At 68.1% G+C, this 24,688-nt stretch carries 18 protein-coding genes; 14 read left to right on the top strand and 4 right to left on the bottom strand.

Going from position 1 to position 24,688, the window contains the following annotated elements; translation table 11 throughout:
* Window positions 1–81 precede the first annotated feature (81 nt).
* Window positions 82–633, bottom strand: a complete 552-nt coding sequence (ssb, locus tag VAPA_RS02275) for a single-stranded DNA-binding protein (protein ID WP_021005150.1) — start codon at window positions 631–633, stop codon at window positions 82–84.
* Between the two features lie 147 nt (window positions 634–780).
* On the opposite strand from ssb, the gene uvrA reads away from it, so the two are divergent.
* Both uvrA and VAPA_RS02265 read left to right on the top strand, forming a co-directional pair.
* Window positions 781–3,888 carry an excinuclease ABC subunit UvrA gene (gene uvrA, locus VAPA_RS02270; protein ID WP_021005149.1) on the top strand — a complete coding sequence of 1,036 codons (3,108 nt, stop codon included), beginning with the start codon at window positions 781–783 and terminating at the stop codon, window positions 3,886–3,888.
* A gap of 50 nt (window positions 3,889–3,938) precedes the next feature.
* Window positions 3,939–4,829, top strand: coding sequence for a DMT family transporter (locus VAPA_RS02265; protein ID WP_021005148.1), 891 nt, complete (start codon window positions 3,939–3,941; stop codon window positions 4,827–4,829).
* Window positions 4,830–4,836: 7 nt separating this feature from the next.
* Here VAPA_RS02265 and VAPA_RS02260 read toward each other — a convergent pair whose 3' ends face one another.
* Genes VAPA_RS02260 through VAPA_RS02250 form a run of 3 tightly spaced genes read right to left on the bottom strand, consistent with a single transcriptional unit; the run spans window position 4,837 to window position 8,842 of the window.
* A complete protein-coding gene (locus VAPA_RS02260; RefSeq protein WP_021005147.1) occupies window positions 4,837–5,592 on the bottom strand; it encodes a GntR family transcriptional regulator in 756 nt (251 codons plus the stop codon).
* Window positions 5,593–5,594: 2 nt separating this feature from the next.
* Window positions 5,595–7,358, bottom strand: coding sequence for a glycerol-3-phosphate dehydrogenase/oxidase (locus VAPA_RS02255; protein ID WP_021005146.1), 1,764 nt, complete (start codon window positions 7,356–7,358; stop codon window positions 5,595–5,597).
* Window positions 7,355–8,842 (bottom strand): FGGY family carbohydrate kinase, encoded by a 1,488-nt coding sequence (locus VAPA_RS02250; protein WP_021005145.1) that lies wholly within the window; start codon window positions 8,840–8,842, stop codon window positions 7,355–7,357. Before VAPA_RS02250 ends, VAPA_RS02255 begins: the two co-directional genes overlap by 4 nt.
* A gap of 180 nt (window positions 8,843–9,022) precedes the next feature.
* On the opposite strand from VAPA_RS02250, the gene VAPA_RS02245 reads away from it, so the two are divergent.
* The 12 genes from VAPA_RS02245 to VAPA_RS02190 all read left to right on the top strand — a co-directional run bounded on the left by VAPA_RS02245 (window position 9,023) and on the right by VAPA_RS02190 (window position 24,688).
* Entirely contained in the window at window positions 9,023–10,063 is a 1,041-nt protein-coding gene (locus VAPA_RS02245; protein ID WP_021005144.1) for a substrate-binding domain-containing protein, read from the top strand.
* Window positions 10,060–11,571, top strand: a complete 1,512-nt coding sequence (locus tag VAPA_RS02240; RefSeq protein WP_021005143.1) for a sugar ABC transporter ATP-binding protein — start codon at window positions 10,060–10,062, stop codon at window positions 11,569–11,571. Before VAPA_RS02245 ends, VAPA_RS02240 begins: the two co-directional genes overlap by 4 nt.
* On the top strand, window positions 11,568–12,584 hold the full coding sequence (locus tag VAPA_RS02235) for an ABC transporter permease (RefSeq protein WP_021005142.1): 1,017 nt from the start codon (window positions 11,568–11,570) through the stop codon (window positions 12,582–12,584). The genes VAPA_RS02240 and VAPA_RS02235 overlap by 4 nt, the downstream gene beginning before the upstream one ends.
* A gap of 5 nt (window positions 12,585–12,589) precedes the next feature.
* Window positions 12,590–13,570 carry an aldo/keto reductase gene (locus VAPA_RS02230; protein WP_041946299.1) on the top strand — a complete coding sequence of 327 codons (981 nt, stop codon included), beginning with the start codon at window positions 12,590–12,592 and terminating at the stop codon, window positions 13,568–13,570.
* 40 nt (window positions 13,571–13,610) lie between these two features.
* Entirely contained in the window at window positions 13,611–14,462 is an 852-nt protein-coding gene (locus VAPA_RS02225; protein WP_021005140.1) for a class I fructose-bisphosphate aldolase, read from the top strand.
* Window positions 14,463–14,609: 147 nt separating this feature from the next.
* Window positions 14,610–19,319 carry an RICIN domain-containing protein gene (locus VAPA_RS02220; RefSeq protein WP_021005139.1) on the top strand — a complete coding sequence of 1,570 codons (4,710 nt, stop codon included), beginning with the start codon at window positions 14,610–14,612 and terminating at the stop codon, window positions 19,317–19,319.
* Between the two features lie 349 nt (window positions 19,320–19,668).
* A complete protein-coding gene (gene atpE / locus VAPA_RS02215) occupies window positions 19,669–19,908 on the top strand; it encodes a F0F1 ATP synthase subunit C (RefSeq protein WP_012745530.1) in 240 nt (79 codons plus the stop codon).
* 194 nt (window positions 19,909–20,102) lie between these two features.
* A complete protein-coding gene (locus tag VAPA_RS02210) occupies window positions 20,103–21,308 on the top strand; it encodes an ABC transporter substrate-binding protein (RefSeq protein ID WP_021005138.1) in 1,206 nt (401 codons plus the stop codon).
* Window positions 21,305–22,225, top strand: a complete 921-nt coding sequence (locus tag VAPA_RS02205) for a branched-chain amino acid ABC transporter permease (RefSeq protein WP_021005137.1) — start codon at window positions 21,305–21,307, stop codon at window positions 22,223–22,225. Before VAPA_RS02210 ends, VAPA_RS02205 begins: the two co-directional genes overlap by 4 nt.
* Entirely contained in the window at window positions 22,222–23,208 is a 987-nt protein-coding gene (locus tag VAPA_RS02200) for a branched-chain amino acid ABC transporter permease (RefSeq protein ID WP_021005136.1), read from the top strand. The genes VAPA_RS02205 and VAPA_RS02200 overlap by 4 nt, the downstream gene beginning before the upstream one ends.
* Window positions 23,205–23,960 (top strand): ABC transporter ATP-binding protein, encoded by a 756-nt coding sequence (locus VAPA_RS02195; RefSeq protein ID WP_021005135.1) that lies wholly within the window; start codon window positions 23,205–23,207, stop codon window positions 23,958–23,960. Before VAPA_RS02200 ends, VAPA_RS02195 begins: the two co-directional genes overlap by 4 nt.
* Window positions 23,957–24,688: an ABC transporter ATP-binding protein gene (locus VAPA_RS02190; RefSeq protein ID WP_021005134.1), complete on the top strand. Its 732-nt coding sequence runs from the start codon at window positions 23,957–23,959 to the stop codon at window positions 24,686–24,688. Before VAPA_RS02195 ends, VAPA_RS02190 begins: the two co-directional genes overlap by 4 nt.

Below are 24,688 nucleotides of genomic sequence, written 5' to 3'. Positions count from 1 at the left end.
ACAGCCGGAAGCAGGTGCGTTCCCGGCAAGCCGCGCGGCTGAAGCAGCGATGGAACGGCTTCAGCCACGGTGCGATTCAACTCAGAACGGAATGTCGTCGTCCATGTCGTCGAAGCCCGACGACGACTTGGCCGGAGCCTGGCGCGGTGCCGGCGCCGGAGCACGCGGTGCTGCCGCGGCCGGTGCGCGGGGCGCGTAGCCACCGCCACCACCGCTGCCTTGCGAGTAGCCGCCGCCACCGCCGCCCTGCGCGTAGCCGCCGTCGTCCTCGGGGCCGCCCGACGGGCCGCCCTGGCCCTGGCGGCTGCCCAGCATCTGCATCTGGTCGGCGCGGATCTCGGTGGTGTATTTTTCGATGCCGTCCTTGTCGGTCCACTTGCGCGTGCGCAGGCTGCCTTCGACATAGACCTGCGAGCCCTTGCGCAGGTACTGGCCGGCGATTTCGGCCAGGCGGCCGTTGAAGACGATGCGGTGCCACTCGGTGGCTTCGCGCATTTCGCCGCTTTGCTTGTCTTTCCAGCGATCGGTGGTGGCCACGGTGACGTTCGCGACCTGGTCGCCGCTCGGGAAGGTACGCATTTCGGGGTCGCGCCCCAGATTGCCGACGACGATGACTTTGTTGACCGATGCCATATGCACTGCCCCTGATAAGTAGATGAAGGAGGAGGAAGAGAACCCTAGATTGTGCCCGATGCCGGCCGGCCGGGACCCCTTCGAAGCACCGTCTCCGTAAAACCGCCGCAACCCGCCCGCTCGCCATGAAATGCCGCTCGGACTATCATGTCCGGTTGCCCTCGGACGATCGCCCCCTTGAATTCCAAAGCCATTGAAGACTTCGCGGAGCGCGCACGCGACGCGGAACTCGAACGTGACACCTACCTCGGCGCGGTGCTTGCGCAGCAGCGCATCAGCATCCGCGGTGCCCGCACCCACAACCTGAAGAACGTCGACCTCGACATCCCGCGCAACAAGCTGGTGGTGATCACCGGCCTGTCGGGCTCGGGCAAGTCGAGCCTGGCCTTCGACACGCTGTATGCCGAAGGCCAGCGGCGCTACGTGGAAAGCCTCTCGGCCTATGCGCGGCAGTTCCTGCAGCTCATGGACAAGCCCGATGTGGACGTGATCGAGGGCCTGTCGCCCGCCATCAGCATCGAGCAGAAGGCCACCAGCCACAACCCGCGCTCCACCGTGGGCACGGTGACCGAGATCCACGACTACCTGCGCCTGCTCTACGCCCGCGCCGGCACGCCCTACTGCCCCGAGCACCACCTGCCGCTGCAGGCGCAGACCGTGTCGCAAATGGTCGATGCCACGCTCGCGATCCCTGACGAGCCCCGCCTGATGATCCTGGCGCCGGTGGCGCGCGAGAAGAAGGGCGAGTTCCTCGAGCTCTTCGCCGAAATGCAGGCCGCGGGCTACGTGCGCTTTCGCGTCGACGGGCAAACGTACGAATACAACGACCTGCCGAAGCTCAAGAAGACCGAAAAGCACGACATCGACGTGGTGATCGACCGGCTGCGCGCGCGCCCCGACATGCAGCAGCGCCTGGCCGAGAGCTTCGAAGCGGCCCTGCGGCTGGCCGAAGGCCGCGCCATCGCGCTGGAGCTGGGCACCGAGGGCGCGCCCGACAAGGAGCACCTGTTCAACGCCAAGTTCGCCTGCCCGATCTGCCACTACTCGCTGTCGGAGCTGGAGCCGCGCCTCTTCTCGTTCAACTCGCCCGTGGGCGCCTGTCCGAGCTGCGACGGCCTCGGCCACCGCGAGGTGTTCGACCCGGCGCGCGTGGTGGCCTTCCCCTCTCTCTCGCTGGCCAGCGGCGCCATCAAGGGCTGGGACCGCCGCAACGGCTACTACTTCAGCATGATCGAGAGCGTTGCGAAGCACTACAAGTTCGACGTCGACGCGCCCTTCGAATCATTGCCCGCCTCGGTGCAGCAGGTGCTGCTGCAAGGCTCGGCGGCCGAGGAGATCAAGTTCAACTACACCATGGAATCGGGCAACTTCGCGGGCAAGAAGCTCACGAAGAAGCATCCCTTCGAGGGGATCATCCCGAACATGGCGCGGCGCTACCGCGAGACCGACTCGGTGATGGTGCGCGAAGACCTCGCGCGCTTTCGCAACCTGCAGCCGTGTCCCGACTGCGGCGGCTCGCGGCTGCGGCCCGAGGCGCGCAACGTGTTCCTGGTGGACGAATCGGCTCGGCCCGCGGATGGCGGCGAGCCGCCGCGCATGGCGATCTTCGAGCTCAGCCACCTAACCTTGCGCGATTCGCTGGCCTGGTTCCAGACGCTCAAGCTGCGCGGCGCCAAGGCCGACATCGCCGACAAGGTGGTGCGCGAGATCGGCCTGCGCCTGAAGTTCCTCAACGACGTGGGCCTGAACTACCTGAGCCTGGACCGCAGCGCCGAAACGCTCTCGGGCGGCGAGGCGCAGCGCATCCGGCTCGCCTCGCAGATCGGCTCGGGCCTGACGGGCGTGATGTACGTGCTCGACGAGCCCAGCATCGGCCTGCACCAGCGCGACAACGACCGGCTGATCGGCACGCTGAAGCACCTGCGCGACATCGGCAACAGCGTGATCGTGGTCGAGCACGACGAGGACATGATCCACGCCGCCGACCACGTGATCGACATGGGCCCCGGCGCGGGCATCCACGGCGGGCGCGTGATGGCGCAGGGCAGCTATGCCCAGGTGGCGGCCAACCCCGATTCGCTGACCGGCCAGTACCTTTCGGGCGCGAAGAAGATCGAAGTGCCGAAGCGCCGCACCGCGTGGCTGCCGGTCGTGAAGAAGCCCGCCTTCAACGAAGGCAGGAAGGCCTCGCGCTTTCCGCCGAGCCCCGCGGCCGAGCGGCGCGCCGCACGCGAAGCGGCGCACCTGGCCTCGCAGACCGACCTGCAGGAAATCCGCGTGGTCGGCGCCACCGGCAACAACCTGCAGAACGTGAGCGTGGCCTTCCCCGTCGGCCTGCTCACCTGCGTGACGGGCGTCTCGGGCTCGGGCAAGTCGACGCTGGTGAACGACACCCTCTACACCGCCGTGGCGCGCACGCTCTACCGCGCGCACGAGGAGCCGGCCGCGCATGAATCGGTCGAGGGCATCGAGTATTTCGACAAGGTCATCAACGTCGACCAGAGCCCCATCGGCCGCACGCCGCGCAGCAACCCGGCCACCTACACCGGCCTGTTCACGCCGATCCGCGAGCTGATGGCCGAGACCAACACCGCGCGCGAACGCGGCTACGGCCCGGGCCGCTTCAGCTTCAACGTGGCGGGCGGGCGCTGCGAGGCCTGCCAGGGCGACGGCGTGGTGAAGGTCGAGATGCACTTCCTGCCCGACGTGTACGTGCCCTGCGAGGTGTGCCACGGCCAGCGCTACAACCGCGAGACGCTCGAGGTTCTGTACAAGGGCAGGAACATCGCGCAGATCCTCGAGATGACGGTCGAGACCGCGCACGAGTTCCTGAAGGCCGTGCCGACCATCGAGCGCAAGCTGCGCACCCTGCTCGACGTGGGCCTCTCCTACATCAAGCTCGGCCAGTCGGCCACCACGCTGTCGGGCGGCGAGGCGCAGCGCGTGAAGCTGGCGCTGGAGCTCAGCAAGCGCGACACCGGCCGCACGCTCTACATCCTCGACGAGCCGACCACCGGCCTGCACTTTGCCGACATCGAACTGCTGCTCAAGGTGCTGCACCAGCTGCGCGACGCGGGCAACACCATCGTCGTGATCGAGCACAACCTGGACGTCATCAAGACGGCCGACTGGCTGATCGACATGGGCCCCGAGGGCGGCGCCGGCGGCGGCACGGTGGTGGGCGAAGGCACGCCGGAAGACATCGCGGCGAACGAGGCGAGCCACACGGGGCGCTACCTCAAGCGGCTGCTGTAGCCGGGCCTGCTCCCAGCACGAATGCGCGGGCCGCGCCACAATCGCGGCCCATGCCTTCCTTCACGCCACGCCAGTTCGTCCTGCTCGTTCTCCTGACCCTTGCATGGGGGTTCAACTGGCCCGTGATGAAGCTCGGCGTGGCGGACTATCCGCCACTCGCCTTCCGCGCCATTTCGATCTGGCTCGGCGTGCCGGTGCTGGGGCTCGCGCTGGTGTGGATGAAGGTGCCGTTCCGCGTGCCGCGCCGCGCATGGCCCGAGCTGGTCTGGCTGGGCGCCACCAACATGTTCATCTGGCACGCCTGCATCATCCTCGCGGTGAAAGCCCTCTCGGGCGGGCGCGCCGCGATCCTGGGCTACACGATGCCGGTGTTCTCCGCGGTGATCGGCGCGCTGCTGTTCTCGGCCGTGCTCACGCGGCGCTCATGGGTGGGCGTGGGCGCGTGCGCGATCGGCGTGGGGCTCCTGCTGTGGCACGAGCTCACCGACCTCGCGGGGCGGCCCGGCTACGTGGCGCTCGCATTGGTGGCGGCCGCGACATGGGCGCTGGGCACGCAGCTGCTGCGCCGCTCGCGCATCGGGCTGCCGACGCTCACGCTGTCGTTCTGGATGACGGCGATGACCGCGGTGGTGATCAGCGTGCTTTCGCTGACCTTCGAACGCGATCAACTGCGGTGGCCCGGCCCGGTGACCTGGGGCTCGATCGGCTACAACGCCGTGCTGATCTTCGGCTTCGCACATGCGGCATGGTTCTACCTCGCGCGCGGCCTGCCGCCGGTGGCCTCGACCTTGAGCGTGATGTTCATTCCGGTGCTGGGCGTGTTCAGCGGCGCGGTGTGGCTCGGCGAAGTGGTGCACTGGCAGGACTGGGTGGCCGTGGCGCTGATGATGGTGGCGATTGCCTCGGTGCTCTGGCCCTCGCGCAGCGCCGCCAAGGCCTGAAGAAAAATCAGGTCGTCGTCTGCACGTGCAGGCGGCTCGTCTTGCAGCGGTGCAGCGCGCGGTAGTGCTCCAGCGGCCGGCCGTTGGCGCCGTAGGCAATCGACTCGATGCGCAGCAGCGGCTCGGGCTGCGGCAGATCGAGCAGCCTGCAGGTTTCGGCATCGGGCAGCACCGCGTCGATCCAGCGCTCGGCGCGCACCAGGCGCAGCCCGTACTGCCGGCGCAGCACGTCGTAGAGCGACCGGTCCTCCAGCCGCGCACGGTGCAGGCCGGGCGCCAGGTCCGCCGGCACCGCCGTTTCGACGAGCAGGCGCAGCTCGCCATCCACGCTGCGCAGGCGCTTGAGGGCCACCACCTGCGTGTCGTCGGCCAGGCCCAGCGATGCGGCTTCGTGCTCGGTGGGTGCGCGCAGTTCCTGCGCGAGGATCTGCGTGCGCACCGAGCGGCCCTTGCGCTCCATCTCGTCGGAGAAGCCGAGCACGGTGGAGACGAAATCCTCGTCGCGTTCGCGCGCCGATACAAAAGCGCCGCGGCCCTTGATCTTGTAGATGAGGTTGTTGCGCACCAGGTCGGCCAATGCCTCGCGCACCACGATGCGCGAGATGCCGAACTGGTCGCCGAGCTCCGCCTCCGAAGGCAGCTTGGCGCCGATGGGCAGCACGCCCTGCAGTATCTGCAGCCGGATGGCGTCGCGGAACTGCGCCCACAGCGGCGATTCGGAATTGCGGTCGAGCACGGTCGAGATGTCGTTGGGACTGTTCACTTTTAGGCTTGGCCGAGGACTGAGCTGGCCATCAATGATGCATCGAAAGAAGGTGCCTCGCCGGCCGCCACCGGGTGCAGGCGCACGTTGTGCCGCTCGCGCAGCGCGGTGGCGCAGGCGCACAGCTCGTTGTGGGCGTGGATGGCGTCCCAGCCCAGCGCCTCGGCCGCCACGCCCGCGATCTCGGCGAGCGCGGCATCGGTGACGAGGCCGCGAATGGCCAGCAGCGTGCGGCGAATGACGAGGTCGTCCAGGTGCACCACGCCGGTCTCCAGGCACAGGTAGGAGAGCTCGGCGGCCGAGTAATCGGGCGCATGCTGCAGCGGCACGTCGCCCGAGGCCGCCAGGCGCTGCGCGAGCGGCAATGCCTTCGAGCCATAGCGGCCGAGCAGGGTCAGTGCGCGCGTGCGGTCCATGCCGGAGGCGGCCATCATCTTTTCGACGAAGCGATCGGCCGCCGGCGCATCGGCCGGCAGTTCCGCGCCGCCGCCGATGGGCAGCAGCGCGGTCGATGCGGTGCGCGAGCGGCCGAGCAGCTGCAGCACTTCGTCGGTGGCTTCCTCGGCCAGCGAGCGGAAGGTGGTCCACTTGCCGCCGACGAGGCCGACGATGGCGATGTCGCGCGTCGCGTTCGGCGGATCGACCACCACCGAGTGGTCGCGCGAGATCTGGCCCGGCTTGTCGGCCTCCGAACGCGCGAGCGGACGCACGCCGACATAGGTGTAGACCACGTCGCCGCGGCCAAAGGCCATGTTCGGGAAGACCTCGCGCAGCACGTCGATCAGGTAGTCGACCTCGGCCGGCTCGGTGACGATCTGGTCCGGGTCTTCGACCGGGATGTCGGTGGAGCCCACCAGCACGCGGTCCAGGAACGGATAGACGATGCACACGCGCCCGTCGACCGCCTCGAAGTAGGCCATGCGGCCGTCGAGCGCGTCGCGCAGCGCGGGATGGTCGAGCACGAGGTGCGAGCCCTTGGTGCCCATCACGCGCGGGCCGGCGCCGCCGAGCACGGCCGCGCTGCGGTCGAGCCAGGCACCGGTGGCGTTCACCACGCTGTCGGCGGTCACGCGCACGAGTGCACCGGTGATCTCGTCGCGCAAGGTGAGGATGTTGCCCGCGCAGCCCATCACGCGGCAGTAGTTGGCGGCCGCGGAGCGCGGCTGGTCGCGGCAGGCATCGGCTATCAGTTCGAGGATGAGCCACTCGGGATGGCTGATCCACGCATCGAAGAAGGTGGCAGTCCAGCGGATGGCCGCGCGGAACAGGCCGCGGTCGGCCAATGGCACGCGGCTGATGCGGTGCCCCGGCATCACGCGCTGGCGGCGTCCCAGCAGGTCGTAGAGCCGCAGGCCCAGCGCCACGGCCAGCAGGCCGCGCGTGCGCTGCGGCGGCGTCCGGCCGAAGAACTTGAGTGCGCTGCTCATCAGCCCGCCGAAGAAGCTGGCGAGCGGCACCACCGTCTTGAGCGGCCGCACCAGGTGCGGCGCATTGCGCAGCAGCAGGTTGCGCTCGCGCGTGGCTTCGGCCACCAGCGAGAAGCTGCCGTTCTCCAGGTAGCGCAGGCCGCCGTGGATCATGCGCGAGGGCGCGCTGCTGGCGCCGGCGCCGAAGTCGCCCTTGTCGACGATCAGGCAGTCGACGCGCTGCAGCGACAGATCGCGGAACACGCCCACGCCGTTGATGCCGGCGCCGACGATCACGGTGGAGAAATGGCGCCCCGCGAGCGAAGCCGGGCGCACGAAGGGAAGTTGCCAGGCGCTCATTTCGCGCTTTCCGCAACGTGGGCGAATACAGGTGACATGCTGTCGATCAGTTCGTTGAAACCGGCGTTGAAGTCCGCGTGGGCGCGTGCCTCCCGCGCATCGGGTTCGATCGCGTCGCAGGGCGCGAGCAGGGGGCTGCCCTGCGCTGCGTCGTCGAGCCCTTGCGACATGGCGGCATAGAGCGCGGCGCCGCGCGCGCCGGTCTCATCGTCGGCGCAGCGCTCGACCGGACGCCCGAGAAAGGCTGCCAGCAGCCGCACGAGGCGCGCATCGCTCGCGCCGCCGCCGAGCACCGTCGTCTGGCCCACGGCGAGGCCGCCCGCGGCCAGTCGCGCCGTGTGCCGCGCATGCAGCGCCGCCACGGCATCGACCACGGCGCGCGCCATGTCGGCGCGCGTGTGATGGCTCTTGAGCCCCACGAGGCCGGCCGTCACGCCGCTGCCGCCATTGACGAAGGGCAGGAAGCGCAGGCCGTTGGCGCCCAGCGGCACCGCCATGGCCAGGTCGAGCACCGCACGCGCATCGGGCAGCGCAAGCGCGCCAGCGAGCCAGGCGATGTTGGCCATCGAAGACGGGCTGTTTTCCATGTAGAGCCGTGCGTTGCCGCGGCCGAAATTCACGATGGCGGCAACGGCGGGCTTGGGCGCCATCACCGGGCCGATGACCGCATTCACGCACCAGGTGCCGAACACCGATACGGCGCGGCCGCGGCCTTCCGCGCGGATCGCGGTCATCGAGGCGAGCAGGTCGATGGCGCCCATCGCCACCGGAATGCCCGCGGGCAGGCCGCACAGCGCGGCCTCGGCGGGCAGGAGCTTTCCGATCACGGTGCCGCTCGGCACGATAGGGCCGAAGGCGCGCGCGCCGAGGTCCGCAATGCCCGAGGCCTCGAGGGCCGTGCGCGACCAGGTGCCGGTGGCAAGCGACACCAGGCCGGCGGTGCTCGCATCGCTGGCGTCGGTGGCGATCTCGCCTGTCAAGAGGAAGCCGAGGTAGTCCTTGGCGAACAGCAGGCGGCGCAGTTCGCCGCGCTGCACGGCATCCGCACCCAGCAACTCGGCCGCGATCACCGTGGGCTGTCCGGGCCAGGGGCTGCAGCCCACGTCCTCGAACAACTGCGCGCCGTGGCTCGCGGCCAGCGCGCGCGCCCGGGCATCGGCGCGCTGGTCGGTGGAGGCGACGGCGCGTCCGCCCACGAGCTGGTTGCCGGCGTCGAGCGCGTAGAGACCGGCGCCGTGGCCGGTGCAGGCCATGGCGCGAACCTCGGCCGCGCGCGGGCCGAGCTGGCGGGCGATGTCCTGCAGCACCCGGGTCAGCGCGGCGCGGATCGCGGGCGCACCCACCTCGCAGCCTCCGCCGGGCAGCCGGTCGTGCGGCAAGGGCATGCGGGACAAGGCGACGGTACGGCCGCTGCCGGTTTCGAGGGCCAGCGCTTTCAGGCTGCTCGAGCCCATGTCGACGCCGATCAATATGTGTGACTTCATGTCATAACAGCTTCGGCGAGTTGAAAGCAGCTTGCCAGTAGAGTTTCCCCTAGTTATCGCGGCGAACGACCCGCGATTACATTCTACCTGTCATAACAGCTGTCGTGACAATGAGGTCCCAAAGATCTGCTCCCCCAAGGCAGGTCGCAAGCTCTGCCAGTCAACGCGAGGAGACAAAGAATGAGGCGAAATTTCCTGAAGTCCGCTGCGGCCGCCGGTATCGGCCTGGCCGGCACCAGCGCATTTGCGCAGTCCACCCCCACGGCCGCCACCACCGGATTGCGCGGCAACGCCAGCGACGTCTACGTGATGAACGTGATGGTGTCGGGCGTCGAATACTGGTTTCCGGTCTACGAAATGATGAAGCAGCTCGGCCGCACGCTGGGCGTGCGCACGCGCTATACCGGCACGCCCGAGTACGACGTCAACAAGCAGCTGGCCTCGTTCGAGCAGGAGCTGGCGCGCAAGCCCGCGGGCATCCTGCTGCACCCGATGAACCCGGACCCGTTCATCGAGCCGATCAACCGGGCGGTGGCCATGGGCATCCCGGTCGTGACCTTCGCGGCCGACTCGCCCAACTCCAAGCGCGCCTCCTTCGTCACCTCGGACAACGACCGCGAGGGCACGCAGGCGGCCGACGCGATCGCAGCGGCGCTGGGCGGCAAGGGCGAATACGCAGTGCTCGAGAACCCCGGCCAGGACAACCACGACCGCCGCATCGCGGCCTTCGTCAACCGCATGAAGACCAAGCACGCGGGCATGAAGCTGGTCGGCCGCGCCGCCAGCAACCAGGACCCGAGCAAGGCCTACCAGGCGGTGCTGAGCCTGGCGCAGGCCAACCCGAACCTGGGTGCGCTGTTCATGCCCGAGGCCAACTCGGCCCTGGGTGCCGCGCAGGCCAAGATCGAATCGAAGAAGAACATCCGCGTGATGTGCTGCGACGTGAACGCCAAGATCCTCGACATGATCAAGGCCGGCGACGTGTTCGGCGCCATCAACCCCAACCAGGGCATGCAGGGCTACATGGGCATGATGATGCTGTTCTTGGCCAAGAACCCGCAGCTCATCGATCCGATGAACGACGCCAAGCGCAACGGCACCAATCCCATGTCGGTGCCGTTCCTGGACAACGGCCTGTCGGTGGTCAGCAAGGCCAACGCGGACGACTTCTACTGGGACAAATACCTCGCGCGCCGCGGCACCAAGGGAATTGGAGAGTGAGCGCACTGCTCGAACTGCGCGGCATCAGCAAGCGCTTCGGCGCTTCGCGCGCGCTCTCGGGCGTGGACTTCTCGCTGCACGCGGGCGAGATCCACGCGCTGTGCGGCGAGAACGGCGCGGGGAAGTCGACGCTGATGAACATCATCGACGGCATCCACCGCCCCGACGAGGGCGACATCCTGCTCAACGGCGCGAAGGTGGTGATCGACGGCCCGGCGCATGCGATGCGCCTGGGCATCGGCCTGGTGCACCAGGAGATCGCGCTGTGCGCCGACGCCACGGTGGCCGAGAACATCTTCATGCCGGAGATCAACGCCGGCAAGCAGGCCTGGATGAACTACGCCAGCCTGAATGCGCGCGCCGCCAAGGTGCTGGCGCGGCTCGGGCAGGACATAGCTCCCGCCACGCCCGTGCGCGAGCTGAGCATCTCGAGCCAGCAGCTGGTGGAGATTGCCAAGGCGCTCACGCTGGACTGCAAGGTGCTGATCCTCGACGAGCCCACGGCCGCGCTCACCGACAACGAGTCGGCCGCCCTCTTCCGCGTACTGCACGACCTGAAGGCGCAGGGCATCGGCATCATCTACATCAGCCACCGCATGGCGGAGATCTTCACGCACGGCGACCGGGTCACCGTGCTGCGCGACGGGCGCAACGTGCACTGCGGACCGCTGGCCGGCCTGACCGCGGACGAGCTGGTCCGCCGCATGGTGGGGCGCGACCTCGGCAACTACTACCCGCCGAAGCAAGAGGCCACCGAATCGTCCGGCCCGGTGTTCGAAGTGAACGACATCGCCGACGGCGAGCGCGTGCACGGCATCTCGTTTGCGCTGAAACGCGGCGAGATCCTCGGCATTGCCGGGCTGATGGGCGCCGGCCGCAGCGAACTGGCGGAGACCGTGTGCGGCCTGCGCACCGCCACGCGCGGCACGGTGCGCCTGCACGGCAAGGCGCTCGCGATCCGCACGTACAGCGACGCGCTGCGCGAAGGCATCGCCTATCTCAGCGAAGACCGCAAGGCGGCGGGTGTTTTTCTCGACCTGCCGATCGCGCAGAACATCTCGTCGATGGCGCTGCGGCGCGTGAGTTCCGGCTGGGGCCTGCTGCAGCGCTCGGCCGAACACCGCCTGGCCCGGGAGCTGGGCGCCAAGCTCAACCTCAAGTCGGACGGCGTGGCGATCGAGGTGTCGAGCCTGTCGGGCGGCAACCAGCAGAAGGTGGCGATTGCCAAGCTGCTGGCCACCAACCCCATGGTGCTGCTGATGGACGAGCCCACGCGCGGCGTGGACGTGGGCGCCAAGTCGGAGATCCACCACATCCTGCGCGAGCTCGCGAACCAGGGCGTGGGCGTGATCGTGATTTCTTCGGAGCTGCCCGAGATCATCGGCCTGTGCGACCGGGCACTGGTGATCCGCGACGGAAGGCTGGCCGGCGAATTGAATTCCAACGAAATGACGGAGGAAGCCCTGCTGCGGCTGGCCTCCGGACTCTGCGAACAGGAGATGGCATGAACTACCCGGCACAACTCGATGCGGGCCTTGCACCGCGCCCATCGGGAGGCGGCCCCGTGAAACCCGCCAACAAGCTCACGAGCATGCGCGAGATGGGCCTGCTGCTGATCATTGCGGTGCTGTGCGTGGCGATGAGCTTCGCATCGCCCTACTTCCTCACCTGGGACAACGTGCGCGCCATGCTGTTGTCCTTCTCGATCGAAGGCATCGTGGTGGTGGGCATGACCATTCTGCTGATCGTCGGCGGCATCGACCTGTCGGTGGGCTCGGTGGTCTGCTTCGCGATGGTGGTCACGGGCAAGCTGTTCCTGATGGGCGTGGACCCATGGATCGCGAGCCTGGTGGCCATCGGTGCGAGCGGGCTCGTCGGCGCGATGATCGGCGGCTGCGTCACGCGCATCGGGCTGAACCATTTCATCGCCTCTCTGGCCTTCATGGTGATCGTGCGCGGGCTGTGCCTGGCGCTCACGCAGGGCACGCCGCAGTCGCTGTTCTCGCTGCCGGCCGAGTTCAAGTTCATCGGGCAGGGCACGCTGTTCGGCATTCCTGCCGTCATCCTGATCTTCGTGGCGATCGTGGTCGTGAGCGACTTCGTGCTGCGCCGCTCGACCTTGCTGCGGCGCGTGTTCTACACCGGCAGCAACGAGAAGGCCGCGCTGTACTCGGGCATTCGCGTGGGCCGCGTGAAATTCTGGGTCACGGTGCTGTGCTCCGCATCGGCGGGCCTGGCCGGCGTGATCTACACGGCCCGCTTCGGCGCCGCCACGCCCACCTTCGGCGTGGGCATGGAGCTCAACGTGATTGCCGCCGCGGTGATCGGCGGCGCGAGCCTCAAGGGCGGATCGGGCACGGTGCTGGGCGCGGTGCTCGGCCTGGCGCTGCTGTCGGTGGTGACCAGCTCGCTGATCCTGCTCGACGTGTCGCCCTACTGGCAGGACGTGATCAAGGGCCTGATCCTGCTCGCGGCCGTGACCATCGACCACCTCCTGAACACGAGAAAGACAACGCGATGACGATGATGAAGAAGACAACGCTGGGCCCGTCGGGCATCGAATGCTCGGCCATCGGCCTGGGCACCTGGGCGATGGGCGGATGGATGTGGGGCGGCGGCGACAATGCCGCGGCCGTGGTCGCCATCCAGGCTTCGCTGGACGCGGGCGTGAACCTGATCGACACCGCGCCGGCCTACGGCCTGGGGCGCTCCGAAAGCATCGTGGGCACCGCGCTCAAGGGACGCCGCCACGAGGCCGTGATCGCGACCAAGTGCGGCCTGGTGTGGCACACGCAAAAGGGCACGCACTTCTTCGAGGAAGACGGCCACCCCGTGTACCGCTACCTCGGCCGCGAGTCGATCTTCCATGAATGCGACGAGAGCCTGAAGCGCCTGCAGACCGACTACATCGACCTCTACATCACGCACTGGCAGGACAGCACCACGCCCGTGGCCGAGACCATGGATGCGCTGCTCGCGCTCAAGAAGCAGGGAAAGATCCGCGCCATCGGCGTGAGCAACGTGAGCCCCGAGACGCTCGCCGAATATCTGCGCCATGGCCCGGTCGATGCAGCGCAGGAGCGCTACAGCCTGATCGACCGCGAGATCGAGCAGACACTGGCGCCCTTGTGCAGCGAGCACGGCGTGGCGGTGCTGGGCTATTCGTCGCTGGCGCTGGGCCTGCTCGCCGGCCCGATCGACCCCGGACGCGAGTTCAAGGGCGACGACCAGCGCGCCACCAACCCGCGCTTCGGCGAGGCCAACCGTTCGAAGCTCAAGGCCTTCTTCGAGGAGCTCGAGCCGCTGCGGGCGCGGCTCGGCTGTTCTTTCGGCCAGTTGATGATCGCCTGGACCATTGCACGCGGCACCATTTCGGTGGCGCTGTGCGGCGCGCGCGTGCGGCAGCAGGCGATCGAGAACGCCGGCGCCGGCGCGGTCGAGCTGGGCCAGGACGCCCTGCAGCTGATCGACGGTGCGGCGAAACACCATCTCGGCAACCTCGCCTGACACCCCCTTCAATTCCGATCCCAACAAGGAGTTCCTTCCCATGTCGAAAGACAAGACAGCGCGGCTCAACCGGCTGCTGAACAACGGCCGCTGCCTGGACATCGCACTCGACCATGGCGTGTGCAACGAGCCCTCGTTCCTCAACGGGCTCGAAGACATGCCCCAGGTCATCGACAGGCTCGTGGCCGCCGGGCCCGACGCCATCCAGCTCAACTACGGCCAGTCCGACCTGCTGCAGGATCGCCCGGGCCGCGACAAGCCAGCGCTCGTGATGCGCATCGACATGGGCAACCCCTACAACGCCACCGCGCACCGCGTGATGTGGGCCGTGCTGCAGAACGAGCACGATCCGGTGCTGCCCGCGATCCAGCGCGATGCGGCCTGCGTGGTGGTGAACCTGTTCATGCTGCCGAACGAGCCCGACCTGTTCCGCCAGTGCGTGCAGAACATCGCACGCGTGCGCGCCGACTGCGACCGCTACGGCATGCCGCTGATGATCGAACCGCTCGTGATGCGCCCGCACAGCGAGCAGGGCGGCTACATGGTCGACGGCGATGCCGAAAAAATCGTCACGCTGGTGCGCCTTGCACGCGAGATGGGCGCCGACATCGTCAAGGCCGATCCGACCAGCGATCCGAAAGATTTCCACCGCGTGGTGCAGGCCGCGCGCTGCCCCGTGCTCGTGCGCGGCGGCGGGCGCGAAGACCTGCAGCAGGTGTTCGCGCGCTCGCGCGTCCTGATGGACCAGGGCGCCGTCGGCATGGTGTACGGGCGCAACGTCTACCAGCATGCCAACCCCTCGGCGGTGGTGAGTGCGCTGATGGCCATGATCCACCGCGGCGCGAGCGCCGAGGCGGCCTGGGCGCTCTACGAATCGGGCGGCGCGAAGTAAGGCAAGGAAAAGCGCCGGCGCAAAAACAAAAAAAGTCAGCACGGCAGGCGATGCACCCGTCGCCTGCCGGGGTGCGTCCTGCGCGCGCACTGGAGAGGGATCGAGCAATGGGTTGCCCTGCGAACTTCTAACAACCTGGAGGCGACGATGAAGATCCGGTATTTCCTGATGGCGTTCCTGGCCCCGCTCGTCACATTGCTGACGCATGCGGCCATCACCGGGGTCAGTCCGATGACGACCCTCAACAACATGGCAACGGCCGCAGCCGAAGCCGTCGCCGACCCGCTCCCGCTGCAGGGGCCGGGCCTGGGCAATCTCACCTATACATCGGCGGAACTCTTCAAGCCGGTGTCGATGATCACGAGCCTCGCGCACCCGCTCGATCCGGCGCACAGCAGCGCCTACGAGTCGCGCGAGGTGCCCGCCACGTACCCGGGCCGCAAGGACTACGGCATGAACGCGGGCATCATGGTCAACGGCTACTTCCTCACTTCCTTCGCGCCGGACAGCGGCCTGGGCCCGGGGGGCTTCCTGCTGTACGACGTGTCGAACCCGCGCCAGATCCAGCTGGTCAAGAAGATCTACGAACCCGAGGCCCGCACCAAGGAGTTCCGCGAAACGCACTCCTTCGGCACAGCGAAGATCGGCGGCAAGACGTACGTGGTGTTGCCCAGCATCTACGGCGTCGAGTTCTGGGACTTCACCGACATCAATGACATCAAGCAGGTGAAGAAGCTGGCGCTGCCCGGCGTCAACGCCGGCGACTACGAAGACGTCAGCTGGCAGCTCTGGTGGCAGGCGCCCTACCTGTACGTGGCCTCGGCGGGCCGCGGCATCTTCATCGTCGATGCCGGGGACCCCGTGAACGCCGTGGTTGCGAACCGCGGCGCCGGCAAGCCCAACCCGGTGCCCACGGGCGAACTCGGCAACTTCCGGATCGGTCCGATCTTCACCATGGGCAACCACATGGTGCTGACCGCGATGGAAAGCAACGGCGGATTCGCGAGCCTGGATATCTCCGATCCGCTCAACCCCAAGGTGCTCGATTCCATCGTGGGCACCACGCCGTTCTACTACGCCACCTGCTTCGACGGCAGGAACCTGCACGCCTCGACGCGCGGCAGCGGCGCCAGGATGTACAGCTACGACCTGAGCGACCGCTCGCGCTTCGTGGCCGAGGACAACCGGCTGGTCATCGACGAACAGCTGTATTGCGCCACGCAGGACAACTATGTGATCCAGGGCGCGCAAACGCGCATCCACAAGGTCGACGTGAGCAATCCGCTCAATCACGTGGAGGTGGGCCGCGGCAGCATCCTGCGCGAGGACGACCCGAACTTCTCGCATTCGGACAACGGCCAGGTCGCGATGTTCGGCAACCTCGTCTTCGTGGGCAACGACCACGGCTCGGGCAGCGGCTTCGTCGTGCATGCGGTGGACCCCGACACCACCAGACCTGAAGTGAAACAGGTTTCGCCGGCCAACGGCGCGAAGCAGCAGGCGCTGACCTCGCGCATCGGCCTGGGCATGACCGACAGCATCCGGCCCGAGAGCGTCAACGCCAACACCTTCATCGTGCGGGCGGTGGGCGGCAACACGCTGGCGGGCACCTACAGCGTGCAGCTGGGCATCATCAACTTCCACCCCGAGCAGCCGCTGTCGCCGGGCACCAGCTATGAAGTGTTCCTGCCCGCCAACGGCGTGAAGGACTATGCGGGCAACGCCATCGGCGCGGACTACAAGTCGACCTTCAACACCGGCAACGCGACCGACATCAACCTGATGCACTACTGGACGCTGGCGGGCAACCTCTCCGACCAGATCGGCAACAACAACGGCACGCCGGTCTCGGGCGACGCGTTCGAAAGCATCGGCATGAGCTTCGCGAACCGCACCGCCGGTGTGCCGCTGAAGAACGATTCGGTGGCCACCGTGCTCGGCGGCACCGCCTCGCTGAGCTTCTACATGAAGACCACGCAGGCGGGCGGCCCGAACTCCTGGACCGCGCCCGGCATCTTCGGGCGCGACCAGTCGGGCGGCGCGGACGACGTGTTCTGGGGCTGGCTCGACGGCAACGGGCGCATCAAGCTGTCGGTGGGCAATGACGCCGGCACCACCTCCACGGCGGTGGTGAACGACGGCAGCTGGCACCACGTGGTGTTGACGCGCGACGCCGCCTCGGGTGCGCAGGCGGTATACGTCGATGGCGTGAAGACCACGTCCACCGGGCTCACGGGCAACAAGGGCCTGTCGAACAAGTTCCAGGTGCTGGGCCAGATCCAGGGCAACGCTGCGCTCTTCAAGGGCACGCTGGCGGAGGTGCGCGTCTACGGCCGCGTGCTCACCGACAGCGAGGTGGGCACGCTGCGTGGGCAGGCCATCATCGGCGACCCGGGCATTGGCGGCGGGCCGAAGATCGTCAACGGCCAGCTGGTCTTCGACCCGGCCACGCTCGGCAGCAGCGGCGCGCAGTTCCGCTGGAACTTCGGTGACGGCACGCAAACGGCCTACTCCACCCAGCCGCGCTACACCTATACCTACACACGGCCGGGGCACTACACCGTGACGCTGACGGTGCGCGACGCGAGCGGCCGCGAGACCTTCTACACCTACAACCTCACGGTGATCGTCCCGGTCACGGCGCGGGCGCCCACGCACACGACCAACATCGCAGGCGATGCGAATTCGGTCTACTCGCTCAACCCCGACAGCGGCACGGTCGCCGCCATCGATGCGCAGACCCTGGCAAAGCGCTGGGAAGTACGCGTGGGCGACGAGCCGAAGACGCTGGCCGTGGGCCCCGATGGGCGCATCTGGGTCACGGTGCAGGGCGAGGACAAGCTGGTGGCGCTCAGCGCGGCCGACGGCAGCCTCTCGGCCACCGTGCCGCTGGCCTACGGCAGCGGCCCCTACGGCGTGGCCTTCACGCCTGACGGCGCGAAGGGCCTGCTGACGCTGGAGAGCAAGTCGGTGCTGATGAGTTTCGACCCGAGCAACGGCACCACCACCGGCGCGGTCGCCCTCGAAGGCAGCCTGCGCGGCATTGCCGTGAGCTCCGACGCGCAGGTGGCCTACGTCACCCGCTTCAAGTCAAGGATGACGGGCGGCCAGCTGCACAAGGTGAACCTGCAGAGCATGAGCGCGATGCCCACGATCGCGCTGCCGGTGGACACCACCACGGTGGACACCGAGAGCCGCGCGCGCGGCGTGGCCAACTACCTGAGCCAAGTGGTGATCTCGCCCGACGGCAGGCGCGCGGTGCTGCCTTCGAAGAAGGACAACATCGTGCGCGGCCGCTTCCGTGACGGTGTGGACCTGACGCACGACCAGAGCGTGCGCTCCATCCTCTCGCAGGTCGACCTGCAGGCGGCCGCAGAAGTGTTCGACGAGCAGATCGACTTCGACGACCGCGCACCGGCGCGCGCGGCGCTGTTCTCTCCGCCCGGGGACTACCTCTTCGTGGCGCAGATGGAAGGCAACCGCGTCGCCATCGTCGACCCGTACAGCCGGGCGGTGCGCGGCGAGATCAACGCGAGCAGCGCGCCGCACGGCCTCTACCTGGACGCAGCGCGCAAGCGGCTGTTCGTCAACAACTTTCTCGCGCGCTCGGTGTCGGTGCACGACGTGGCCTCGGTGCTGTCGTCGGAATCCGCCGCCGCGATCTTTCTCCAGAACGTCTCGACGGTGGCGCAGGAGCCCATGGCGGCCGCGGCCTTGCGCGGCAAGCAGGTGTTCTACAACGCGTCCGACCGGCGCATGAGCAAGGACAACTACATCTCCTGCGCGAGCTGCCACGCGGACGCCGGCGACGACGGCATGGTGTGGGACTTCACGCAGCGCGGCGAAGGCTTGCGCCGCACCATCAGCCTCATGGGCCGGCGCGGCGCGGGCCACGGCAAGATGCACTGGACCGCCAACTTCGACGAAGTGCAGGACTTCGAGAATGACATCCGCAACGAATTCGGCGGCACCGGCTTCCTGACGAATGCGGATTTCGCCGCCACGGCCGACCCCTTGGGCGCGCCCAAGGCCGGCAAGAGTGCACAACTCGACGATCTCGCGGCCTACCTGAGTTCGCTGAACAAGTACATGCGCAGCCCGGCGCGTGCGGCGGACGGCAGCCTGAGCGTCGAAGCGGTGCGAGGCCAGACGGTGTTCAACACGGCACAGTGCGCCACCTGCCACACCGGAGGCACTTTCCGCGACGGTCTGCGGCACGACGTGGGCACGATCCAGCTCTCCTCCGGCAAGGGCATCAACCAGCCGCTGGCGGGCCTGGGCTTCGACACGCCGACGCTCTCGGGCACCTGGAACACCACCGCCTTCTTCCACAACGGGCAGGCGGCCACCTTGCAGGACGTGCTGAACAGCGGCCACGGCAATGCATCGAGCCTGCCGGCGCCGGATGTGGTGGCGCTGCGCGAGTACGTGCGCTCGCTGGACACGGCCCCGGCGGTGGTCACGCGGATCCGCTCGGACCTCAACCCGACGATGTGCGTGAACATCAAGGGCGGGGCGACCGCAAGCGGCACCGTGGCGGTGCAGTGGCCCTGCGGCACCGCGAGCAACGAGAAGTTCACGGTGACGTCGATCACCGGCGGCTATGTGCAGCTCGTGGCCGAGCACAGCGGCCTGTGCCTGGCGCAGAACGGCACCGCGACGACCAACGCGCCGGTGGTGCAGCTGGCATGCACGGCGGGCAGCACGGCGCAGTGGAGCCTGGTCGGCGGCACCCTCCGCAACCGCGGCTCGGGCTCGTGCCTCGACGTGCCCAATGGCTCGACGACGCAGGACACGGCGCTGATCACGTGGACCTGCAATGGGGGCAACAACCAGAACTGGACGCAGCTGCCTTAGGGCTGCCTTAGGGCTGCCTTAGGGCTTACTCTTGTTTCGGGGCGCTCTGGTTCAGGGCGCTGTTGTCCAGGGCGCGCTGCCGGTGTATCGCTGATCAGCGACCGCTCTGATAACGATCACGCCGATGGGGTGCCTTGCGCAGCGAAATAAAGGAGGAGCCGAAGGCGGGGGACATTCGCGGAGCAAGGCACCCCGTCGGCGGGATCGCGCCCACCATCCACAAGCAGCGGCCCGGCGGGGCCGCTCCTACGGTCGCCGTTTTCACCCCAAGCATGACCTCCCAGGTCATCGACCGCACGCACCCACTCTGGGAAAGTACCTCCATCGATCAACCACAGGAGAAAACACCATGACCGGCTTCAACATCCTTCCCCTCGCAGTCGCCCTGCTCATCGGCGTGGCAGCGCTCGGCTCCTGCCTGGGCATCGGGCTGGTCGGCCAGAAGTTTCTCGAAAGCACCGCGCGCCAGCCCGAGCTGGTCGACACGCTGCAGACCAAGTTCTTCCTGGTCGCGGGCGTGACCGACGGCGCATTCATCATCGCCACCGGCATCGGCCTGTGGTTTGCAACCGCCAATCCCTTCGGCTGAATCCGGGAAAGGGCCTACGGAAAACGGACCCCGCGCACCAGGAAGTGACACGAACCACTGGCACCATTCGTGCTAGCACCGTTGACATCGAATTGTTTATGGTTAAAGTATTTAGCTATCAACGGTTCGATGTCTTCGGTGCTGCATGGCGCAGTGCCGGGGCGTCGTTTCACCCTTCCTCTGCCGGAGAATCCATGAGCCACCCGTCCCCGAAGTCGCCCGCGCTGCCGCGCACCCTGCTTTCGCTGCTGCTCTGCGGTGCAGCCCTTGGTGGCGCGGCATCGGCCATGGCCGCGCCCGTGAAGGTGGGCCTGGCGCTCGACATCTCGGGCCCGTTCGCGGCATTGGGCGCCGAGGCGCGCGACGGCTTCGCGCTCGGCATCAAGCAGCTGGGCGGCAAGCTCGGCGGGCAGGACGTGGAGTTCGTGCAGGCCGACATGGCCGGCAGCCCCGACCAGGCCAAGCAGCTGGTCGACCGCATGATCCAGCGCGACAAGATCGACATCTTCAGCGGCCCGATCGGCTCCAACGTCGCGCTGGCCGTGGGCCCGACGCTGTTCAACGCCAAGGTGCCGTACCTCTCGGCCAATGCCGGCCCGAGCCAGTTCGCGGGCGCGCAGTGCAATGCCTACTTCTTCGGCACCGCCTACCAGAACGACCAGTTCCACGAGGCCGCCGGCAAGTTCGCGCAGGACCGCGGCTTCAAGAAGACCGTGCTGATCGCCCCCAACTACCCGGCGGGCAAGGATGCGCTGGGCGGCTTCAAGCGCCAGTTCAAGGGCCAGGTGGCCGACGAGCTCTACACCAAGCTCGGTCAGATCGACTACGCCGCCGAACTCGCGCAGCTGCGCGCGGCGAAGCCCGACTCGATCTACTTCTTCCTGCCCGGCGCGATGGGCATCAACTTCATCAAGCAGTTCGTGGGCGCGGGCCTGTCGAAGGACATCACGCTCGTGACCAGCGGCTTCTCGGCCGACGAGGACGTGATCGGCGCGGTGGGCGAGCCGATGCTCGGCCTGTTCAACACCTCGCACTGGGCGCACGACCTCGACAACGCCGCCAACAAGGCCTTCGTGGCCGCGTTCCGCAAGGAATACAACGGCCGCTATCCGTCGGTGTATGCGGCGCAGGCCTATGACGCGATCCTGGCGATGGACGCGGCCGTGAAGCAATCGGGAGGCAACGCCCAGAACCGCGAAGCCGTGGTCGCCGCGCTGAAGAAGGCCAACTACGCATCGACGCGCGGCAGCTTCAAGTACGCGAACAACCACTATCCGGTCGAGAACTTCTACCTGCGCGTGATCGGCAAGGACGCGCAGGGCAAGGTCACGAACAAGCTGATCAACACGGTTCTCACGAACTACGGCGACTCGTACGCCGACAAGTGTCCCCTCAAGTGAGCGGCATCCTCGTTCTCGAGCAGCTGCTCAACGGCCTCGGCTACGGGCTGATGCTGTTCCTGCTGGCGGCGGGGCTGACGCTGGTGTTCGGCATCATGGATGTGCTGAACCTCGCGCATGGCTCGCTCTTCATGTCGGGCGCGTACGTGGCGGCCGAGGCGCACACGCGCACCGGTTCGTTCACGGCGGCCATCGTCATCGCGGTGGCGGTCACCGTGGTGGTGGCGCTGCTTCTGGAAGTGCTGCTGATGCGGCGCCTCTACACGCGCGACCACCTCGCGCAGGTGCTGGCCACCTTCGGGGTGATCCTGGTGGCCGACGACATCGTCAAGATGGCCTGGGGCCCGTCGCCGGTGATGGCGCCGACGCCGGCCGCGCTGTCGGGGCCGATCGAGCTGGTGGACGGCCTGCCCTACCCGTCCTACCGGCTCGTGATCCTCGCCGGCGGGCTGCTGGTGGCGCTCGCGCTCTACCTCCTGGTCAACCACACGCGCATCGGCATGCGGGTGCGCGCGGGCGCGTCCGACCGGCCGATGGCCGAGCTGATGGGGGTGCGCGTGGGCCGCATCTTCAACGGCGTGTTCCTGCTCGGCGCGGCGCTGGCCGCGCTGGCCGGCGCGCTGATGGGGCCGATCGTCGCGGTGCAGGTGGGCATGGGCGAGGCCATCCTGATCCCGGCGCTGGTGGTGCTGGTGATCGGCGGCATCGGTTCGGTGCGCGGCGCCTTCGTGGCCGCACTGATGGTGGGCGTGGTCGACACCATCGGCCGCGCCTTCGTGCCGATGCTTCTGCGCGCCACGCTGCCGCCGGCCACCGCGGCCGACCTGGGACCGCTGTTCGCCGAAGTCGCGATGTACGCGCTGATGGTGATCGTCCTGATCTTCCGGCCTTCGGGCCTCTTCTCGGCCCGGTCATGAAATCGTCCTCACGCTCTCTCGGCCTCGGGCTGCTCCTCCTGCTTCTCGCGGCCTTTCCGCTGGTCGCGCCCTTGTTCGGGCTCGATTTCTACATCGGATTCGTGCGGCGCGTGCTCGTGGTGGCGCTGGCCGCGGCCAGCCTCAATTTCATCCTCGGCTTCGGCGGCATGGTGGCGCTCGGGCATGCGGGCTTCATCGGCATGGGCGCCTACACGGTGGTGGCGCTCAGCGATGCGGGCGTGGTGTCGGCCTGGGTGATGTGGCCCGCGGCCGCGCTCGTCGCCGGCCTGGTCGCGGCGCTGATCGGCACGGTGGCGCTGCGCACGCGCGGCGTGTACTTCATCATGACCACGCTGGCCTTTGCGCAGATGCTGTACTTCGTGGTGGTGTCGCTGCGGCGCTATGGCGGCGACGACGGCTACACGCTGATGAGCCGGCCCGGTTTGCTGCCAGGGCTCGACCTGGGCAACGAATCGAACTTCTACTGGGTGGTGCTGGTCATCGTGGCGCTCGCGCTCTGGTGGCTGCACCGCGCGACGCAATCGCGCTTCGGCCATGCGCTCATGGGCATCCGCGACAACGAGACACGCATGCGGGCGCTGGGCTACCCGGTGTTCAAGCTGCAGCTCGTGGCGTTTGCGATCGCCGGCGCCATCGCGGGGCTGGCCGGCGCGCTGCTCGCGGGCGGCAATGGTTTCGTGAGCCCGGCGACGATGCACTGGACGCAGTCGGCCACGCTGCTGGTGATGGTGGTGATCGGCGGGCTCGGGCGCAGCTGGGGCGGGCCTGTCGGCGCCGTGGTCTGGCTGGTGCTCGAGGAAGCGCTGAAGCAGCACACGGAGCATTGGCACATGCCGCTCGGGCTGCTGTTGATCGCTGTCGCGCTGTGGGCACCGAAGGGGCTTGCTGCTCTTTATCGGCGCCGCCTGCCCCTCACCCCCACCCTCTCCCCAGAGGGGCGAGGGAGCAAGGCAACACCATGAGCCTTTTCAGGATCGAAGGGTTGGTCAAGCGCTTCGGCGGCTTGCTCGCAACCGACCATGTGAACCTCACCGTGGAGCGCGGCGAAGTGCATGCGCTGATCGGGCCGAACGGCGCGGGCAAGACCACGCTGGTCAACCTGATCACCGGGCTGCTCAAGGCCGATGCCGGGCGCATCCTGCTCGACGAGAAGGACATCACCGGCTTCAAGGACCACCAGCGCGTGGCAGCCGGCATGTCGCGCTGCTTCCAGGTGACGCGCGTGTTCGCCAAGGAAACGGTGCACGACAACCTCATGCTCGCGGCGCAGGCCCATGCGGGCAGCAGCCTGCGCTTCATGGCACCACGCGCGACGGAACGCGGCCTGGTGGAACGCGCCGTGGCGCTGGCCGACCGCGTGGGCCTCGGCAGCGAACGCCACCGCATCGCGGGCACGCTACCGCACGGCGCGCAGCGCGCGCTCGACGTGGCGCTGGCGCTCGCGGCCGAACCCAAGCTGCTGCTGCTCGACGAGCCGATGGCCGGCATGGGCCCGGACGAGTCGGCGCGCATGGTGGACCTGATCGAATCGCTGCGCGAATCGATGGCGATCCTGCTGATCGAGCACGACATGGACGCGGTGTTCCGCCTGGCCGACCGGCTCACGGTGCTGGTGCAGGGGCGCGTGCTGATGAGCGGCACGGCCGACGAAGTGCGCGGGCATCCCGATGTGCAGGCGGTGTACCTCGGTACGGAAGCAGAGGGACACGCATGAGCGCGACGACGAGAACGACCAAGGCCTTGCTCGAAGCGAAATCCATCGAGGCCGGCTACGGCGCGAGCCAGGTGCTGTTCGGCATCGACCTCACCATCGGCGCGGGCGAAGTGCTCGCGCTGCTGGGCCGCAACGGCATGGGCAAGAGCACGCTGCTGAAGGTGCTGACCGGCACGCTGGCGCCGATGCGCGGCAGCGTGCATTTCGGCAGCGACGCCATCGGCGGCCACAAGCCCGATGCCATCGCCCGGCGCGGCGTGGCCATCGTGCCCGAGGGGCGGCACGTGTTCCCGAATCTCAGCGTCGAAGAGCACCTGCGCGCGTTCGCGCGGCCGCGTCCGGGCAGCGCGCCGCGCTGGACGGTCGAGGCGCTCTACGGCCTGTTCCCGCGCCTCGCGGAACGCAAGGCCAACGCGGGCAACCAGCTCTCGGGCGGCGAGCAGCAGATGCTGGCGATTGCGCGGGCGCTGTCCACGCATCCGCGCCTCTTGATCCTCGACGAAGCCACCGAGGGCCTCGCCCCGGTGATCCGCGAGGAGATCTGGCACTGCATCGCCACGCTCAAGGCCGAGGGCGAAGCGATCCTGGTGGTCGACAAGTACGTGCAGCGCCTGCTGCCGCTGGCCGACCGCCATGTGATCCTCGAACGCGGGCGCGTGGTGTGGCAGGGCGATTCGGCCGCGCTCGATGCCGACCGGTCGCTCTGGACGCGCTACCTGGGCGTGTAG

Source organism: Variovorax paradoxus B4, assembly GCF_000463015.1.
Taxonomy (GTDB): domain Bacteria; phylum Pseudomonadota; class Gammaproteobacteria; order Burkholderiales; family Burkholderiaceae_C; genus Variovorax; species Variovorax paradoxus_E.
The sequence above is the reverse complement of the archived record's forward strand: the minus strand, read 5'-3'. Positions and strand labels throughout refer to the sequence as shown.

What these genes read in the sequence shown, in the direction of transcription:
- VAPA_RS02265 (WP_021005148.1), top strand. Translation starts at nt 3,939, where the DNA reads ATGCCTTCCTTCACGCCACGCCAGTTCGTCCTGCTCGTTCTCCTGACC.
- VAPA_RS02255 (WP_021005146.1), bottom strand. Translation starts at nt 7,358, where the DNA reads ATGAGCGCCTGGCAACTTCCCTTCGTGCGCCCGGCTTCGCTCGCGGGG.
- VAPA_RS02195 (WP_021005135.1), top strand. Translation starts at nt 23,205, where the DNA reads ATGAGCCTTTTCAGGATCGAAGGGTTGGTCAAGCGCTTCGGCGGCTTG.
- VAPA_RS02230 (WP_041946299.1), top strand. Translation starts at nt 12,590, where the DNA reads ATGAAGAAGACAACGCTGGGCCCGTCGGGCATCGAATGCTCGGCCATC.
- VAPA_RS02245 (WP_021005144.1), top strand. Translation starts at nt 9,023, where the DNA reads ATGAGGCGAAATTTCCTGAAGTCCGCTGCGGCCGCCGGTATCGGCCTG.
- ssb (WP_021005150.1), bottom strand. Translation starts at nt 633, where the DNA reads ATGGCATCGGTCAACAAAGTCATCGTCGTCGGCAATCTGGGGCGCGAC.
- VAPA_RS02190 (WP_021005134.1), top strand. Translation starts at nt 23,957, where the DNA reads ATGAGCGCGACGACGAGAACGACCAAGGCCTTGCTCGAAGCGAAATCC.
- uvrA (WP_021005149.1), top strand. Translation starts at nt 781, where the DNA reads ATGTCCGGTTGCCCTCGGACGATCGCCCCCTTGAATTCCAAAGCCATT.
- VAPA_RS02210 (WP_021005138.1), top strand. Translation starts at nt 20,103, where the DNA reads ATGAGCCACCCGTCCCCGAAGTCGCCCGCGCTGCCGCGCACCCTGCTT.
- VAPA_RS02220 (WP_021005139.1), top strand. Translation starts at nt 14,610, where the DNA reads ATGAAGATCCGGTATTTCCTGATGGCGTTCCTGGCCCCGCTCGTCACA.
- VAPA_RS02225 (WP_021005140.1), top strand. Translation starts at nt 13,611, where the DNA reads ATGTCGAAAGACAAGACAGCGCGGCTCAACCGGCTGCTGAACAACGGC.
- VAPA_RS02200 (WP_021005136.1), top strand. Translation starts at nt 22,222, where the DNA reads ATGAAATCGTCCTCACGCTCTCTCGGCCTCGGGCTGCTCCTCCTGCTT.
- atpE (WP_012745530.1), top strand. Translation starts at nt 19,669, where the DNA reads ATGACCGGCTTCAACATCCTTCCCCTCGCAGTCGCCCTGCTCATCGGC.
- VAPA_RS02235 (WP_021005142.1), top strand. Translation starts at nt 11,568, where the DNA reads ATGAACTACCCGGCACAACTCGATGCGGGCCTTGCACCGCGCCCATCG.
- VAPA_RS02250 (WP_021005145.1), bottom strand. Translation starts at nt 8,842, where the DNA reads ATGAAGTCACACATATTGATCGGCGTCGACATGGGCTCGAGCAGCCTG.